The organism is Halomonas flagellata, from assembly GCF_022487945.1.
In the GTDB taxonomy this organism is placed as follows: Bacteria; Pseudomonadota; Gammaproteobacteria; order Pseudomonadales; family Halomonadaceae; genus Halomonas; species Halomonas flagellata.
Window position 1 is genome coordinate 13,023 of record NZ_JAKVPY010000030.1, and the last position, 14,721, is coordinate 27,743.

The 14,721-nt window shown below is 65.5% G+C and carries 15 protein-coding genes; 9 read left to right on the forward strand and 6 right to left on the reverse strand.

Features of this window, described 5'->3' with window-relative positions:
* From MKP05_RS18805 to MKP05_RS18835, 7 genes are all read left to right on the forward strand, one after another.
* Positions 1 to 1,188 (forward strand): CpaE/TadZ family protein, encoded by a 1,188-nt coding sequence (locus MKP05_RS18805; RefSeq protein ID WP_240569677.1) that lies wholly within the window; start codon positions 1 to 3, stop codon positions 1,186 to 1,188.
* An 81-nt stretch (positions 1,189 to 1,269) separates the two neighbouring features.
* Positions 1,270 to 2,634 carry a TadA family conjugal transfer-associated ATPase gene (locus tag MKP05_RS18810; RefSeq protein ID WP_240569678.1) on the forward strand — a complete coding sequence of 455 codons (1,365 nt, stop codon included), beginning with the start codon at positions 1,270 to 1,272 and terminating at the stop codon, positions 2,632 to 2,634.
* Complete coding sequence (locus MKP05_RS18815; protein WP_240569679.1) at positions 2,625 to 3,620, forward strand: type II secretion system F family protein; 996 nt, start codon at positions 2,625 to 2,627, stop codon at positions 3,618 to 3,620. Before MKP05_RS18810 ends, MKP05_RS18815 begins: the two co-directional genes overlap by 10 nt.
* Positions 3,621 to 3,632: 12 nt before the next feature.
* Complete coding sequence (locus tag MKP05_RS18820; protein WP_240569680.1) at positions 3,633 to 4,613, forward strand: type II secretion system F family protein; 981 nt, start codon at positions 3,633 to 3,635, stop codon at positions 4,611 to 4,613.
* A 67-nt stretch (positions 4,614 to 4,680) separates the two neighbouring features.
* Entirely contained in the window at positions 4,681 to 5,625 is a 945-nt protein-coding gene (locus MKP05_RS18825; RefSeq protein ID WP_240569681.1) for a tetratricopeptide repeat protein, read from the forward strand.
* Between the two features lie 48 nt (positions 5,626 to 5,673).
* Entirely contained in the window at positions 5,674 to 6,114 is a 441-nt protein-coding gene (locus MKP05_RS18830; protein WP_240569682.1) for a TadE/TadG family type IV pilus assembly protein, read from the forward strand.
* A 20-nt stretch (positions 6,115 to 6,134) separates the two neighbouring features.
* Positions 6,135 to 7,379 (forward strand): pilus assembly protein TadG-related protein, encoded by a 1,245-nt coding sequence (locus tag MKP05_RS18835; RefSeq protein ID WP_240569684.1) that lies wholly within the window; start codon positions 6,135 to 6,137, stop codon positions 7,377 to 7,379.
* A gap of 383 nt (positions 7,380 to 7,762) precedes the next feature.
* Here MKP05_RS18835 and MKP05_RS18840 read toward each other — a convergent pair whose 3' ends face one another.
* Positions 7,763 to 8,536 (reverse strand): helix-turn-helix transcriptional regulator, encoded by a 774-nt coding sequence (locus MKP05_RS18840; protein WP_240569686.1) that lies wholly within the window; start codon positions 8,534 to 8,536, stop codon positions 7,763 to 7,765.
* Positions 8,537 to 9,143: 607 nt separating this feature from the next.
* On the opposite strand from MKP05_RS18840, the gene MKP05_RS18845 reads away from it, so the two are divergent.
* Entirely contained in the window at positions 9,144 to 10,340 is a 1,197-nt protein-coding gene (locus MKP05_RS18845; RefSeq protein WP_240569688.1) for a BaiN/RdsA family NAD(P)/FAD-dependent oxidoreductase, read from the forward strand.
* A gap of 266 nt (positions 10,341 to 10,606) precedes the next feature.
* Positions 10,607 to 11,254 (forward strand): TetR/AcrR family transcriptional regulator, encoded by a 648-nt coding sequence (locus MKP05_RS18850; RefSeq protein WP_240569691.1) that lies wholly within the window; start codon positions 10,607 to 10,609, stop codon positions 11,252 to 11,254.
* A 287-nt stretch (positions 11,255 to 11,541) separates the two neighbouring features.
* Here MKP05_RS18850 and MKP05_RS18855 read toward each other — a convergent pair whose 3' ends face one another.
* The 5 genes from MKP05_RS18855 to MKP05_RS18875 all read right to left on the reverse strand — a co-directional run bounded on the left by MKP05_RS18855 (position 11,542) and on the right by MKP05_RS18875 (position 14,380).
* The gene (locus MKP05_RS18855) at positions 11,542 to 11,997 is read right to left on the reverse strand and encodes a DUF4149 domain-containing protein (RefSeq protein WP_240569692.1); all 456 of its coding nucleotides are present in this window, start codon (positions 11,995 to 11,997) and stop codon (positions 11,542 to 11,544) included.
* A gap of 152 nt (positions 11,998 to 12,149) precedes the next feature.
* Positions 12,150 to 12,482: a YqjK family protein gene (locus MKP05_RS18860; protein WP_240569693.1), complete on the reverse strand. Its 333-nt coding sequence runs from the start codon at positions 12,480 to 12,482 to the stop codon at positions 12,150 to 12,152.
* Positions 12,475 to 12,867: a phage holin family protein gene (locus MKP05_RS18865; protein WP_240569694.1), complete on the reverse strand. Its 393-nt coding sequence runs from the start codon at positions 12,865 to 12,867 to the stop codon at positions 12,475 to 12,477. The genes MKP05_RS18860 and MKP05_RS18865 overlap by 8 nt, the downstream gene beginning before the upstream one ends.
* Positions 12,867 to 13,199, reverse strand: a complete 333-nt coding sequence (locus MKP05_RS18870) for an ElaB/YgaM/YqjD family protein (protein ID WP_240569695.1) — start codon at positions 13,197 to 13,199, stop codon at positions 12,867 to 12,869. The genes MKP05_RS18865 and MKP05_RS18870 overlap by 1 nt, the downstream gene beginning before the upstream one ends.
* Before the next feature lie 110 nt (positions 13,200 to 13,309).
* The gene (locus MKP05_RS18875) at positions 13,310 to 14,380 is read right to left on the reverse strand and encodes a phospholipase A (RefSeq protein ID WP_240569696.1); all 1,071 of its coding nucleotides are present in this window, start codon (positions 14,378 to 14,380) and stop codon (positions 13,310 to 13,312) included.
* Positions 14,381 to 14,721 lie beyond the last annotated feature (341 nt).

Below are 14,721 nucleotides of genomic sequence, written 5' to 3' on the forward strand. Positions count from 1 at the left end.
ATGCGTAAACGGCTCGAAATACTGCTGGCGGGAAGGGCCAGGGAGGAACTGAAGGCCCTGGAGTCGCTGCTGTGCAGCCAGGGGGACATCCAGGTGAGTTCACGGCTGATGGTCAACGGTAACGTCGACCCCCTGGAAGGCGTCTCGCCCCTGCCCGATGCCCTGATACTGCTGGTCGGCGATCTCTGGGAGGCCGAGCTGACGGCGCTGTGCGAGCGGCCGGCGAACGAGCGCCCGCCGCTGCTGGTGGTGGGGCCCAAGGGCGACGTGGAGCTGATTCGCCTGGCCATGCGCGCCGGCGCCCGGGACTTCTTCACGCCCCCCATCGACGACGGCGAGATCCTGCAGTTCCTGCGCGAGCTGGCCCGCGACCGACGGCAGGACGCCGCCCGGGTGGCACGCACCACCGCGGTGATCAACGCCAAGGGCGGGTCGGGGGCCAGCCTGGTGGCGGCCAACCTGGCCCATCGCCTGGCAAGGAAGGGGCGCCGCACGGTGCTGGTGGACATGGACGTGCAGTTCGGCTCCCTGCCGCTCTATTTCAACCTGGTGCCGGACCATGGCCTGGTGCGGGCGCTGGAGTCGGCCGACAGCCTCGATGTCCTGGCGCTGGAGGCCTACCTGCGGCGCCACGACAGCGGGGTGGGGCTGCTGGCCTCCTCGCCGGGGGACCACCTGAGCCTCGGCGAAGTGCCGGAAGGCCGTGTCGAGCAGCTGCTGCAGGTGCTCGCCCAGGCCAATGACGAGGTGGTCGTCGACCTGCCGCGCTGGATCAACGGTGCCATTGCCTGCGTACTGGAGCGGGCCGACCAGGTGCTGGTGGTGCTGCAGCAGGGCGTGGCGCATCTGCACGATGCCCAACGCCTGCGCGACATCCTGATCCATGAGCTCGGCCTCCTGCCATCGCGGGTCAGCGTGGTGGTCAACCGCTACGACAAGCGCAGCGACATCGACCTCGAGGCCATCGGCGATGCCCTGCCGGGCCTGGTGCTGCGCACGCTGCCCAACGACTTCAAGCAGGCCTGCCACAGCATCAATGTGGGCAGCCCGCTCGGCGAGATCGCCCCCAAGTCACCCCTGACCCGACAGCTCAAGGCACTGGTCGAGGCACTGGACGAGCCGCCACCCAGCGCTGGCCCGCCCAGGAAGCGCTCGCTGCTGGGCTGGGCCCTGCCGGGAAGGCACTGATCGCTGGCAGGCATTGATCGACGGAGACGCCCCCGAGGGCGACAACCGCACAAGAGCAAGGCAAGAGCAAGGAGAGAAGCGATGAACCTGCGTGAACGCATGACCTCCACCGGAGACGCCGAGCCACGTTCGAGCTGGGGGGGGCGTGGGCCCGGCCGGCTCTCCCAGTCCGAACAGGAGTACAAGCAGCGGCTGTTCCGCCAACTGGTCAAGGTGATGGACCTGACCCTGCTCAGCACCCTGGAGGAGCGCGAGGCAAGGTCGCAGGTCCAACAGGTCTGCGAGTCGCTGATGAGCAAGGAGACGCTGCCCTTCAATGCCGCGCTGCGCCAGCGCATCGTCACCGAGCTGCAGGACGAGGTGCTGGGGCTCGGGCCGTTGGAGACGCTGCTGGCCGACGGGACGGTGTCGGACATCCTGGTCAACGGCACCACGCCCATCTATGTGGAGCGCCGCGGCAAGCTGGAGCAGACCGAGCTGCGCTTCGACAGCGATGCCCACCTGATGACCATCATCGACCGCATCGTCTCCAGCGTCGGGCGGCGCATCGACGAGTCCTCGCCCATGGTGGATGCACGGCTCAAGGATGGCTCGCGGGTCAATGCGGTGATTCCGCCACTCTCCATCGACGGCCCCATGCTGTCGATCCGTCGCTTCGCGGTGGAGCGCCTGGGGGTGGAGCGCCTGGTCGAGTACGGCAGCCTCTCGCCGGAGATCGCCCGGCTCATGGAGAAGGTGGTCAAGGCGCGGCTCAACGTACTGGTCTCCGGCGGTACCGGCGCCGGCAAGACCACCCTGCTCAACGTGCTCTCGGGCTTCATTCCCCACAACGAGCGCATCGTCACCATCGAGGACTCGGCGGAGCTGCAGCTGCAGCAGCCCCATGTGGGGCGCCTGGAGACCCGGCCGCCCAATATCGAGGGCAAGGGCGAGGTGAGCCAGCGCGACCTGGTGCGCAACAGCCTGCGCATGCGCCCCGACCGCATCGTGGTGGGCGAAGTGCGCGGCGGCGAGGCCTTCGACATGCTGCAGGCCATGAACACCGGCCACGATGGCTCGCTGACCACCATCCACGCCAACACCCCCCGCGATGCCCTGACGCGGATCGAGAACATGGTGGCCATGAGCGGCTACCAGCTGCCGGCCCAGGCGCTGCGCTCGCAGATCGCCTCGGCCATCGACGTGGTGGTGCAGATCGAGCGCCAGGAGGACGGCGTGCGCCGCCTGGTCAGCGTGCAGGAGGTCAACGGCCAGGAGGGCGAGATCATCACCATGTCGGAGATCTTCCGCTTCGAGCGGGAAGGCGTCGACGCCGAGGGCAAGGTGGTCGGGCGCTACCTGGCCACCGGAGTGGTGCCCGGCTTCCATGACCACCTCAAGCGCCGCGGGCTCGATCCGGGCCTGGAGATCTTCCAGAACAGCGGAGGGCAGCGCTCATGGATCTGATCGGCCTGGACATCCAGCTCTCCGATGAGGTGATCGTCATCGGCATGATCTTCATCGCCGTTTTCCTGCTGATGCAGAGCTTCCTGGTGCCGGCCTTCGGCGAGAACCGCCAGGTGCAGAAGCGGCTCAAGAAGCGCCTGCGTGTGATCTCCGCTGAGGCGGAGCGCAGTGGGGTTTCCCTGGTGCGGCGCAAGTACCTGCGCAAGCTATCGCCCCTGGAGCGAGTGCTTGAAAGGCTGCCCGGTATGGAGCGCGTGCAGCAGTTGATCGAGCAGGCCGGCCGCGAGACCCCAGCCTACCGTGTAGTGCTCTATTCGGTCTGTCTGGGAGGGATCTCCGGGGTGGCAGGTTACCTCCTGCTGCCCCAGCCTCTGCTGGGCGTGCTGTTGGGGCTGGGGGTGGCGGCCTTGCCCTTCCTGAGCCTGATGCGGGCGCGGAAGCGGCGCCTGGCCCGTTTCGAGGAGCAGCTGCCCGATGCCCTGATCGTCATGGCCCGGGCGCTGCGCGCCGGCCACCCCTTCAGCGATGCCATGCACCTGGTCGCCGAGGAGCTGGCCGAGCCCATCGCCGGCGAGTTCCGCACCACCTTCATGGAGATCAGCTACGGGGGTGACATGCGAGGCGCCATGCTCGGCCTGCTGCGGCGGGTGCAGAGCGTGACGGTGATGATCTTCGTCACCTCGGTGCTGATCCAGAAGGAGACCGGCGGCAACCTCGCCGAGCTGCTCGACGGCCTGACCGCCGTGGTGCGCGACCGCTTCCGTTTCCGGCGCAAGGTGCGCACCCTCTCGGCGGAAGGGAGAATGGCCGGGTGGATTCTCTCGCTGCTGCCTTTTGGCTTGGGTGGTGTACTCATGCTCGTCAACCCGGAATTTCTCCCCATGCTGACCGAGGATCCGGTCGGGCGGCAATTGGTGGTGGGGGCCTTCGTGATGATCGTCATCGGGATTTTATGGTTGCGCAAGATCGTGCGCATCGAGGTCTGAGGAGGGCGCGACATGGAAACCATTTTGGCATGGCTGCAACCTTTGACTGAGCTGGCGGAAGACCCATGGGCAGTGCAGATGGGCTTTGCCGCCATGCTCGGCCTGGCAATCTTCGCCCTGTTAATTGCCCTGATGATGGTGGTGATGGGGGTCTCCGACCCCCTGCGCCGGCGCCTGCGCCACCTGGAGGCCAGCGCCGCCACTGGCACCGCCGCCGGGGAGTCGGGCATCGGCCAGTGGCTGGGCCCCATGGGTGAGCGGCTGGTGCCCACCGAAGAGGAGGCCAGGAGCCGCATCGCCCGGGACCTGCGCCATGCCGGCAAGCGTTCGCCCGGCGCGGTCAACCTGTTCTTCGGCGTGCGCCTGCTGCTCATGGTAGTGCCCCCGCTGCTGCTGCTTATGACACTCCCTTTTCTCCGTGTACCGCTGAACGTCGGGGCATTGATGCTGGCCTGCCTGGCGATTGCCGGCTACCTGCTGCCGCGCTACTGGTTGGTGTGGACCATCAAGCGCCGCAAGCTGTTGCTCAGCCGGGGTTTGCCGGATGCGCTCGACCTGCTGGTGGTGTGCAGCGAGGCGGGGCTGGGCCTGGGGGCGGCCATCCAGCGGGTGGCCCGCGACCTGGAGGTGAGCCACTTGGAGCTGGCCGAGGAGCTGCACCTGTTCGGCCTGCAGACCCGGGCCGGCATGGACAACAAGGCCGCCCTGCGCGACCTGGAGGAACGCACCGGCGTGGATGACATTCGCGGCCTTGTCACCACCCTGTTGCAGAGCATGCGCTTCGGCACCAGCATCGCCATGACGTTGCGGCTCTACGCCGTGGAACTGCGCGACAAGCGCACCCAGGAGGCCGAGGAGCGAGCGGCCAAGATCAGTACCAAGATGCTCTTTCCGCTGATCTTCTGCATCTTGCCGAGTTTCATGCTGGTGACGCTGGGGCCGCCCATTCTGGGAGTGATTGCCGCGTTCGCTAATACGCCACTGAATCAATAACCAAGCCAGAGGCCGCCAACCAGAGGGTCGTCGTAACACTTACTGATACTAAAAGGGAGTTGCTGTCATGTTGACAAGAAGAAACGTAACCGCCAGTGCGACCTTGATGCTGATCCTGGGCCTTGGCGGCTGCGCGACCAGCGCCCAGCAACAGGCTGGTTCGGACCCCTATGCGGCGCTGGGGAACGGCGGTTCCTCTGTTGAGTACGGCACGGCCTTCCCGGTCGCCTCGCCGGAGGAGGCCTACCGCAACGGCAACGCGGCAATGAGTGCCGGCGACCCGGATCGGGCGCTGTTCGAGTACCTGCGCGGGCTGCGCATGGAGAAGCGCCCCCAGGCCGACCCGCTCTATCGCGTCGGCATCATCCACCATGGCCGAGGCAACCACGACCTGGCCGAGAAGGCCTATCGCTGGGCGCTGGAGATCGATGCCGACCACCCGGGGGCGGGGACCGCCCTGGGTATCGCATTGCTCGAGCAGCGCGACTTCGAAGGGGCCCGACAGCGCCTCGAGCCGCTGGTCGCACGTGGCAATGCTCCCTGGCAGGCGTATAACGCCCTGGGGGTGATCGCCGACATGGACGGCGAGCATGGCCTGGCCCAGGAGCACTTCGAGAAGGCGCTGGAAGTCGCCCCCGGCACGCCACTGGTACTCAACAACCTGGGCTACTCGCGCTACCTGGCCGGCGACTGGGCGGGGGCGCGCCAGTCGCTGCGTCGAGCGGTGAGCGCCAACCCCAGCTATGAGCTGGCCTGGCGCAACCTGGGGCTGGTCTATGCCCGGGAAGGCGATCACGAGACGGCCATCGAGGCCGTGGCCCGCAACGGCGACCGCGCCAAGGCCTACAACGATATCGGCTATATCTCGATGCTCGAGGGGCACTACATGGACGCCATGGACTTCTTCCAGGAAGCCATGCGCCTGTCACCGGCCTACTACATCACCGCCAGCGAGAATGCCCGCAACCTCGACAGCCTGTTACGGCGTAATGGTAGTCCATCGTCCAACTAATGCCTCTTCTGGGAGAGGCGGCCATGAACGGGCAGGAGGGATACGGGCATGAAACAGCTACGCTCATTACACAGGCAGAAAGGGGCTGAGGTCGTTGAGTTTGCCCTCACGGCAGTCCTGTTGTTCATTCTTCTGTTCGGCATCATCGAGTTCAGCGTTGCGTTGTATGACAAGGCAGTAGTGACCAATGCCAGTCGGGAAGGGGCGAGGACGGGGATCCTGTTTCGGCCTGATCCCCGGGATATCGCCGCCGAGGATGACGCCATCGAGCAAGCTGTTCGTGACTATGCCGAACAGTATCTGATATCGCTTGGTGGGCCGGCGGAAATGACAATCGACATCACACGTTCCGATGCGAGTATGTCGCCGGGCAGTGAGGTTGTCGTGACCGTCGACTACCCCTATCAGTTCCTTCTCCTGCCAGGATTTATCGGTACCTTGGGGAATCTGATCGAAATCCAGGCTGTAACCAACATGCGGGCGGAATAGTAGCTATGAACAGTCATAACATGAAAAAAGTCAGCCGTCGTTGGGGATCAAGCAGTCGACAGCAAGGGGTGTCGGTGGTGCTCGTCGCCGTATCTTTGCTTATTCTTCTCGGGTTCATGGCGTTGTCGGTAGATGGTGGCAACCTCTTCGTGGCGAGAAACGAGCTGCACAACGCCGCCGATGCCGGCTCCCTGGCGGGTGCCCGGTTTCTCTATACCGATGACGGCAGCTCGGTAAATCCCGGCGCCAACCAGATCGCCACCGATGCAGCCCAGGCCAACAACAGCCAGAGCTCCCCGTCGGAAGTGATCAGTGCGCTGCGTGGCCACTGGAGCTTCGCCAACCGTACCTTTACGCCCAACGACTCCCTGACGCCGGTGAATCTGTCCGAAAAGTCAACGGCTGAGCTCGATCAGTACGACCCCTTCGAGCCCTTCATCAACGCGGTGGAGGTGGTCACGGCCCGGCAGCAGACCCAGGTGGAGGCCTTCTTCGGCCGGGTGCTAGGCTTTGAAGGCTATGATGTCAGCGCTCGGTCGGTGGCCTATATCGGCTTTGCCGGCACGCTCCGTCCCCTCGACGTGGATCAGCCGATCGCCCTGTGCAAGCAGGCACTGCTTAATCCCGATGGCAACTTCTCCTGTGACATGGGCCGCTTCATTCCCGATGGTGACCAGACTGGTGGCTGGACCAACTTCGAGCACGACCAGAGTGGCGCCACCAATGCCAACGAGTTGCGGGATCTGGTAGAGGGCGATGGCAACGAAAACGAGATGTACTACGGCGAGGATATCGCCACCAACAACGGCCAGGTGCAGTCGGCGTTTCAGGCATTCTATGACCGCTGGGTAAACGAGACGAACCGGGAAAGGACCTGGACCCTGACCCTGCCGGTGATTGATTGCGAAGATGGGGTGGCGCCGAGTAATCGGCTAGTAGGAATCGTGACGGTGCATGTCGTGTGGGCGGTCAGCAATGCCCAGGAGAACAAGATCGACGAGTTCGCTCCCGAGCGAATGGGCCTGGAGCTGGATGCCGAAGGCGTAGAATGGCCCGGTGACTGGGAGAGCACCAGTGCCGTCGGGCAGGAACGCTGGGACAGTTTCGTCGACCACTTCTGGCTCCGGAGCGAGGATGACCAGCCAGCTGAATGGCGCAAGATGAGTATCTACTTCCTGCCGAGTTGCGACTATCACGAACCCAAGGGCCAGACGGGGGGCGAGAACTACGGCATCCCGGCGGAAATACCGGTCCTGGTGGACTAGACAGCCCGAGTCCCCTTGGCGTTGGCTACTGCCTTGCAGCCAGCGCCCTTTTTGGTTGTTTGATCGTGCGGACGTCTTGCAGATGGATTGTCGCCGGTGGCTCGGTGACGGCGGCTGTCGAGGGATCTTGCTCGAGATCTCCCCTGGATAGCTGAAAAAATAGATGGTTGAGGTCGAATGGTTGAGGTCGATCAGGAGATGAGCGCCGACGCCAGGAGGCCCTGCGGGGTCAGACCCCGGCGGCGTCGCATCGGCTCGCCAAGCGCACGATGACGGGCCAATGACTCGGCCGGGGTCTGACCCCATAGGGCGGCCTCGGCGCCTTTTTCGGCGAACATGCCGCCATCGTCGAGATATTCGCGGGAAGGCTCAGGGGCCACCATTTACCGCGCCAGGCAGGGAGAATGGTGTTTCATCATGGCCAGGTGGCTATCGGAGAGCCCCGACTGCCAGCTGCATACCGATTCGCTCCCGGCGAGGGGCACGAACTTGCCATACTTGACGGTCAGCGTCTGGCGATAGGCCGTCGGCGTATGGCCGACATGCTTCTGGAAGGTGCGCGTGAAGTAGGAGAGGTCGCGGAAGCCGACGCTGAAGCAGACATCGGTGACCGTTACCCTGGGGTTGGCCAGCAGGCGCTGCGCCTCGGTGATGCGGCGCCTGAGCAGATAGTCCTGGAAGGTGCTGCCGGTGAGTTTCCTGAACAGCCGGCTGAGCTGGAAGGCGCTGAGGCCGCAGCTCTCGGCCACCTCGGCCTGGGCGATCTTCCTGTGCAGGTGCTGATCGATGAAGGTGATGGCCAGGTCGAGCCGCGCCTCCTGGTCGCCGGGCGCCGGAAAGCGGATTCGCGCCTCGGCGGGAATCTGGTTGTGCACCTCCATGGCCTTCCGGGACTCCTTGGCGCTGTGCCTGGGAACCCTTAGCTGGTAGAGCGTCTTCATGACCTCCAGGAACCTGGCGAGGTCCACGGGCTGCACGAAATAGTCCCACACCCGGCTGCGAAAGGCCCAGACGGCCAGGCTCTCCGAATGGGCCTGGGTCACCATCAGCAGCGGGACCGAGGCGACCCGCTGCTTGGCCTGGCGCAGATCCGCCAGCCCCTGCAGGTCGGGATAATCGAACTGGTAGCAGGCCGCGATGGGCGGCCGTGCCGTCATGGTAGGAATCGGGTCCTGCCCCGCGCCGACGAGTTCGACATGGTAACCCTGTTGGCGCAGGACGCGATGGTAGTCGTTTTCGTGAGTTTCCTGAAGATTACGAACCACAACCAGTACATAGTCATGAGCCTGCATGACGAAGATCCCCCTGTGTTCCCTCTGCTGCCGGTGCATCGGGTGTCTCTGGCGATACAAGGGCACTCGTTCTTGTAACGTTATGTGCCTGGCGCACCCGATGATTGCCGTTTCCGTTTGATTGTAGCTTTTCTTTTCAAAACGTATGCTTTTACTTCTGTCGAGCATGGGCCAAATGACTGCTTCCTGCCGCATGGGATTTCTCATACCCGAGCGGGGAGCGCCAGGGCTATCGCAGTTGACTGTCGCGAGGGGCGCCGGGGGCAGGCCGAAGAGGAGGTCCTACGCCATGGATGGCGTCGGTAGCGCCCATGGAGGGGTTTACAGCGCCTCCTCGCAGGCCTGCCGGCGGATCAGCCCCGAGCAATGCTGCTATCTGCGATAGCCCTGGGGATGTCGCCTTGCCGATGGCGGGGCTCGGCCACTCTGGTAGAATCGCTGGCCCTGTTGTCGATAGCGATGGTGACGCCGCATGCCCCTCCAACCCGATGTCGTGGTGATCGGCGCCGGTGCCGCCGGCCTGATGTGCGCGCTCACCGCCGGCTATGCCGGCCGGCGCGTGCTGGTGCTGGACCACGCCAACAAGGCCGGCAAGAAGATCCTGATGTCCGGCGGCGGGCGCTGCAACTTCACCAACCTGGCCACCACGCCCGCCAACTTCTTCTCCGCCAACCCCCACTTCTGCATCTCGGCGCTGAAGCGCTACCGCCCCGAGCACTTCGTCGAGCTGGTCGAGCGGCATGGCGTCGACTACGTGGAGAAGGCGCCGGGTCAATTGTTCTGTGCCCACTCGGCCAGGGAGCTGCTCGGCGTGCTGCTCACCGAGTGCGACTGGGCCGGGGTGGAGATCCGCCTTGCGACCGCCGTCGAGGGCATCGAGCGGGTGGGCGAGGGCATGCGGCTCGAGACCTCGAGCGGACGCATCGACACTGGCGCGGTGGTGGTGGCCACGGGAGGCCTGTCGGTTCCCTCCATGGGGGCCACCGGCTTCGGCTATGACATCGCCCGCCGGTTCGGCCTGGCGGTCACGGAGACGCGCCCGGCGCTGGTGCCCTTCGCCCTCACCTCGCACTGGAAGGAGCGGGCCTCCGCCCTGGCCGGTGTCTCCTGCGAGGTGAGGGTGCGAACGCTGCGCGACGGCGAGCCGCGGGGGCGCTATGTCGAGCCGATGCTGTTCACCCACCGCGGCCTCTCCGGGCCAGCCATGCTGCAGATATCGAGCTACTGGGAGCCGGGCGATGAACTGGCCATCGACCTGCTGCCGGGACTCGATGCCTGCGGGGCGCTGACAGCGGCGCGTCGCGACACCCCCCGGCGCCAGCTCTCGAGCTGGCTCGCCGAACGGCTGCCCAGGCGGCTCGCCCAGGCGCTCATCGAGTGGCATGGCGGCGACGGGGTGCTCGCCGAGCGCTCCAATGCCGAGCTCGCCGCCTGGGCAGCGCGTCTCGGCGACTGGCGCCTCAAGCCCGCCGGCACCGAAGGCTGGCGTACCGCCGAGGTGACCCTGGGCGGCGTCGATACCCGGGCGATCTCGTCGAAGACCTTCGCCGTCGATGGCCTGCCGCCGCTGCGCTTCATCGGCGAGGTGCTCGACGTCACCGGGGAACTCGGTGGCTACAATTTCCAGTGGGCCTGGGCATCGGGTGTCGCCTGCGGCAATTCCCTCTAGGCTTTCCGAAAACTGCCTGCGCTCGCCCATACGGCGTTAAAAATCAGCTTAAAATGCTCATTTACACCCACGTAAACTCCGCTTTTGCGCTGATTTTTGCCTTGTGACCCACACGGATGTGGGAAATGCGTGGGCCCGTAGGGAACGGGCCTAGCCCTGGCCATCGCTCGCTTTCGGACAAAGCCTTGGCTCGGCTTGCGCTACAGCCACCACCGCGTTCCGGGTCTATGCTGCTCTCAGGTGGGAGACAACTTGAGAGGGCAGACATGAGCATGATTTCCGTCCATCACGAGCCGGGGGTCGACGAGACAGCGCTTGGCGAGCGCGTCGTGGAGGAAGCGGTACGCCAGGGCGAGATTCTCGGCTGGCAGGCGGTACGCCTGACCGAGGTGGCTGCCCGCCTCGGGGTGCCGATGAGCCGGGTGCTGGCCGAGTACCGGGATCTCGACGCGGTGGCCAACGCCTGGTTTCGGCGCGGCTGGCAGGCGATGCTGGACGAGAAGCCCGAGGGCTTCGCCCATTGGCCCGAGCAGTCGCGCCTCGAGCACTGCCTGCTGGCCTGGTTCGGTGCCTTCGCCGCCCATCGCCGGGTCACCGTGGAGATGCTGCGCACCAAGGCGCACCTGCCGCACCTGCACACCTGGGTGCCGATGGTCTTCGACCTCTCGCGCACCATCCAGTGGCTGCGCGAGGCGGCCGCGCTCGAGGCCCGCTATGGCAGCCGTCGTGCCCGGGTCGAGGAGATGGCCCTGACGGCCCTGTTCACGGCCACCCTGGCGGTGTGGGCCCGCGACCACAGTGAAAACCAGACCCGGACCCGGCGCTTCCTCGAGAAACGGCTGAGCCGGGGCGATAGCTGGATGAAGTGGGTGCCGGGTGGGCATGCCAGGACCCCGGCCGAGGCGATGATCTAGGCTTTGTCCGAAAACTGCCTGCGCTCGCCCATACGGCGTTAAAAATCAGCTTAAAATGCTCATTTACACCCACGTAAACTCCGCTTTGGACTCGCGACATCCTTGTCGCTCGCTCTTCGAGCAGCTGAGCTGCCCAAATCGTCAATCCTGACGATTTGTCGCTGATTTTTGCCTTGTGACCCACACGGATGTGGGAAATGCGTGGGCCCGTCGGGAACGGGCCTAGCCCTGGGCATCGCTCGCCGACTTTTCGGGCAAAGCCTAGCCGGAAGGCCCCGCCGGGTCGCTTAGAGGAAACGGCCGCCGGAGGCGATGGCCACGGTGACGAGCCCCAGGATCAGGTTGATGCCGATCAGCCGGCGGATTTGTGCCAGCTGCTGGCCGCCTTGCGGCCACTCCTCGGCGGCCACGGCCCGGGCGAGCCGGCGGTAGGGGGCGAACCAGACGTGCAGGAAGATCGCCATCATGGCGAGCCCCGTCAGCAGCATCAGGTGGACATGCCAGCGGGCCCCGCCCATGCCGCCGAAGACCGCGAAGAGCATCCACAGCCCGGTGCCCAGCAGCACGATCAGCGCCGCCCAGACCCAGGGAAAGAAGCGCTGGAAGACCTGTCGCCACAGGGTCAGCCGCTGCGGCGGGTCGAGCAGGCCCATGGCCACGGGCCGCAGGATCATCCAGGCGAAGAACATGCCGCCGACCCAGATGACGGCGGCGAGTACATGCAGGGTGATGGCGATGGCCATGGGCATCTCCTCAGGTGTCGAGCCGGGCGAGGGCATCGCCGGTGTTCATCACCGCGGCCGGTTCCCGGGCGGACAGGCCATTGTCGTCCCGGGCCTCGGGGTCGTCGGGTGGTGGGTCGGTCATGCGCGCTCCGTGGCCGGGTGGGGGAAGATCAGGTCACCCTGCGAATCAGGCGCAGGAGGGGCCGGGCACGGCTGACCAGCAGCGCACCGGCCACCAGGCGCCGGGCGAGGCGGGCGACCGAAGCGGGATGGCGGATTCCGCGATAGAGCAGCAGGCCACCGCCGATCAACAGCGGGGTCCTGGCCTGCATCAGCTTGTGCCAGCCGTCGTCGAGGTAGTGGCCGGCCTCGCGCCAGCGACTGGCCTCGACCAGGATATCGATGCGTTGCTGTTCGATGGCGGCCTCGAGCCGTGCCTTGTGGTCGGCGCGGTCGACATCGGCGCGTCGGGCCGGGAGCCGGGGCGTGGCGGTGTCAGTCATGGCGTGAGCGCTCCACCAGTTCGCGATCGGTCGCCAGGTGTTTGAGGGTGCTCGCGAGCAGGGTGCGGCGGCGCGCCAGGCGGCGCACCCAGAGGGCGAGGGCGACACCGCTGCCGAGCAGTATCAGCGCACTGAGGCCGATGGCGACGAGGCGGTGACTGTCCCAGAACATCACCACCACCAGCAGGGTCAGCACGGCGAGGCCGAGCAGCAGCAGCAGCAGGCTCAGCCCGGCGAGCAGCAGCAGGGTGACGAGCCGGGCACGCTCCTCCTCGAGTTCCAGCACGGCGAGGCGCAGCCGCGTCTCGCCGGTGGCCAGCAGGCTGCCCAGCAGGCGCTTGCCGGCGGTGAACAGCCGCTGTGCCGGTCCCTGGCTCTCCGCCATCAGCGACGCCCGATCAGCATGCCGACGACGACCCCCACCGCGGCGCCGATGCCGACGCTGGTCCAGGGGTTGTCGTGCACATAGCGATCGAAGGCGTCGGCCTGGTGGGTGAGGGTTTCGCGGGTCTCGCCGTAGAGCCGCTCGCCGCGGGCCTCGAGGCGGTCGCGGGTATCCTTGAGGCGCTTCTCGGCGCGCTCGCGCAGCTCCTTGATGTTGCTGCGGGAATCGTCGGCGGTGGCGCTGACCAGCTCCTCGATGGTCTGGGTCAGGTGGTGCAGGTCTTCCTTGAGCTGCTGGGCGGACTCATGGGTATTGGGGGTTCGGCTTGCCATCGGGGTCTTCCTCTGACGGTGAATGACAGGCTCAGCATAGCAGCCGCCGGGGTGACTTCAATACGGCCGGCTCCGTCCGACAGGCCGGGCCACTGGTTCACGGGCCCGTCTCAACGGGCCATGCGGCTGCCGGAGAACAGGGGGTTGAGGCTGAAACCGATGCCGAGGCGATGAGTGCGGTGATCGAAGTCGATCAGGCTCTCGCCGAAGCCGTAGTAATACTGGACGTGGCCCCGGACGTTGCCGAACAGTGGCCAGGAGTAGTCGAGCTGGGTGCCCATGTTGCCGGTACCGGGGTTGCCGCGCCACAGCAGGCTCAGTTCCTGGTCACCGAAACGGCGGGCGACGGTGACATCGCCGTAGCCGACGAAGCGCTCGATATCGGGGTTGTCGTCATCCTCTGCGGATTCAGGGATTCGCCAATGGGGCGCCAGGCTGAATGCCCAGTCGCCGTTGATGAAGGTCGATGTCAGGATCACCCGGTTCCAGCTGCGAGACTGGTCACCGGAGCGACCGTTGGACTGGTGGTTGAAGGCCAGGCGGTTGTTGATGTTGGTCCAGCCGAGCAGCGACCAGCGGCTATCGAAGTCCAGAAAGACCTCGGGTTCGAAGTTGGTCTCGCGGAAGGGCGCAGAGGCGTCGTCATTGTAGGCCTGCCACCAGCTGCGCTGGGTATAGGCGAAGATGAGGTCGCCATTGCCGCCGAACAGGTCCTCGGCCAGGTTGACCTTGGCGCTGAACTGGAACTTTATCTCGGTGCGATCGGTGGTGGTGCTGTCGCTGTCGAAGCCCTCTCTGTTGGGGTTGTCATTGTAGCTCAGCGGCAGCAGATAGTTGCGTCGGTGCATGGTGATGGCGTAGGGGTTGCGTGAGGACTCCCTCTCGAGCTCGCGACGCTCCTCCACCGCTTCGAGGTCCTGTTCGATCTCGGCGGAGAGTCGCTCCGCCGGGTCGGAAGCCTCGTCCCGGGCCTGCCGGTCATCCTCGGCCAGTTGCTGGCGCAGCGAGTCGAGTTCGTTGCTCAGGGCGTCGACGCGCGATTCGATGGCGGCTCGCTCGTCCGCGGTGAGACGCTCGGCTTCGGCCAGGGCCAGGGAGGCCGGCCCTAGCAGCAGCAGTGGCAGGGCGAGCAGCGAGACTGAACGAGGGGGGATCATGGCATCGTCGACCGTGTGTGGCATATGACCGCTCTTCTACCATGCCGGGGGGGCAAGTCAACCGTGGCGATGGGGCGACGCCCCTGTGGCCAGGTGGCGACGCATTGCCTTGCGGCGCCGGGAAGCCGAGAATTGGCCCTAGGCTTTGCCCGAAAACTGCCTGCGCTCGCCCATACGGCGTTAAAAATCAGCTTAAAATGCTCATTTACATCCACGTAAACTCCGCTTTTGCGCTGATTTTTGCCTTGTCTGGCCATCGCTCGCCGACTTTTCGGACAAAGCCTGGGAGCCTGTCGGACTTAACGCTGATCTGCTGGAAACCCGGGCTTTCGGCCAATTTCATTTGATCTGATTCGTTAAATAGC

Excerpts from the sequence above, each read along its gene's own strand:
- MKP05_RS18805 (WP_240569677.1), top strand. The coding sequence starts at position 1 with ATGCGTAAACGGCTCGAAATACTGCTGGCGGGAAGGGCCAGGGAGGAA.
- MKP05_RS18810 (WP_240569678.1), top strand. The coding sequence starts at position 1,270 with ATGAACCTGCGTGAACGCATGACCTCCACCGGAGACGCCGAGCCACGT.
- MKP05_RS18815 (WP_240569679.1), top strand. The coding sequence starts at position 2,625 with ATGGATCTGATCGGCCTGGACATCCAGCTCTCCGATGAGGTGATCGTC.
- MKP05_RS18820 (WP_240569680.1), top strand. The coding sequence starts at position 3,633 with ATGGAAACCATTTTGGCATGGCTGCAACCTTTGACTGAGCTGGCGGAA.
- MKP05_RS18825 (WP_240569681.1), top strand. The coding sequence starts at position 4,681 with ATGTTGACAAGAAGAAACGTAACCGCCAGTGCGACCTTGATGCTGATC.
- MKP05_RS18830 (WP_240569682.1), top strand. The coding sequence starts at position 5,674 with ATGAAACAGCTACGCTCATTACACAGGCAGAAAGGGGCTGAGGTCGTT.
- MKP05_RS18835 (WP_240569684.1), top strand. The coding sequence starts at position 6,135 with ATGAAAAAAGTCAGCCGTCGTTGGGGATCAAGCAGTCGACAGCAAGGG.
- MKP05_RS18840 (WP_240569686.1), bottom strand. The coding sequence starts at position 8,536 with ATGACGGCACGGCCGCCCATCGCGGCCTGCTACCAGTTCGATTATCCC.
- MKP05_RS18845 (WP_240569688.1), top strand. The coding sequence starts at position 9,144 with ATGCCCCTCCAACCCGATGTCGTGGTGATCGGCGCCGGTGCCGCCGGC.
- MKP05_RS18850 (WP_240569691.1), top strand. The coding sequence starts at position 10,607 with ATGAGCATGATTTCCGTCCATCACGAGCCGGGGGTCGACGAGACAGCG.
- MKP05_RS18855 (WP_240569692.1), bottom strand. The coding sequence starts at position 11,997 with ATGGCCATCGCCATCACCCTGCATGTACTCGCCGCCGTCATCTGGGTC.
- MKP05_RS18860 (WP_240569693.1), bottom strand. The coding sequence starts at position 12,482 with ATGACTGACACCGCCACGCCCCGGCTCCCGGCCCGACGCGCCGATGTC.
- MKP05_RS18865 (WP_240569694.1), bottom strand. The coding sequence starts at position 12,867 with ATGGCGGAGAGCCAGGGACCGGCACAGCGGCTGTTCACCGCCGGCAAG.
- MKP05_RS18870 (WP_240569695.1), bottom strand. The coding sequence starts at position 13,199 with ATGGCAAGCCGAACCCCCAATACCCATGAGTCCGCCCAGCAGCTCAAG.
- MKP05_RS18875 (WP_240569696.1), bottom strand. The coding sequence starts at position 14,380 with ATGCCACACACGGTCGACGATGCCATGATCCCCCCTCGTTCAGTCTCG.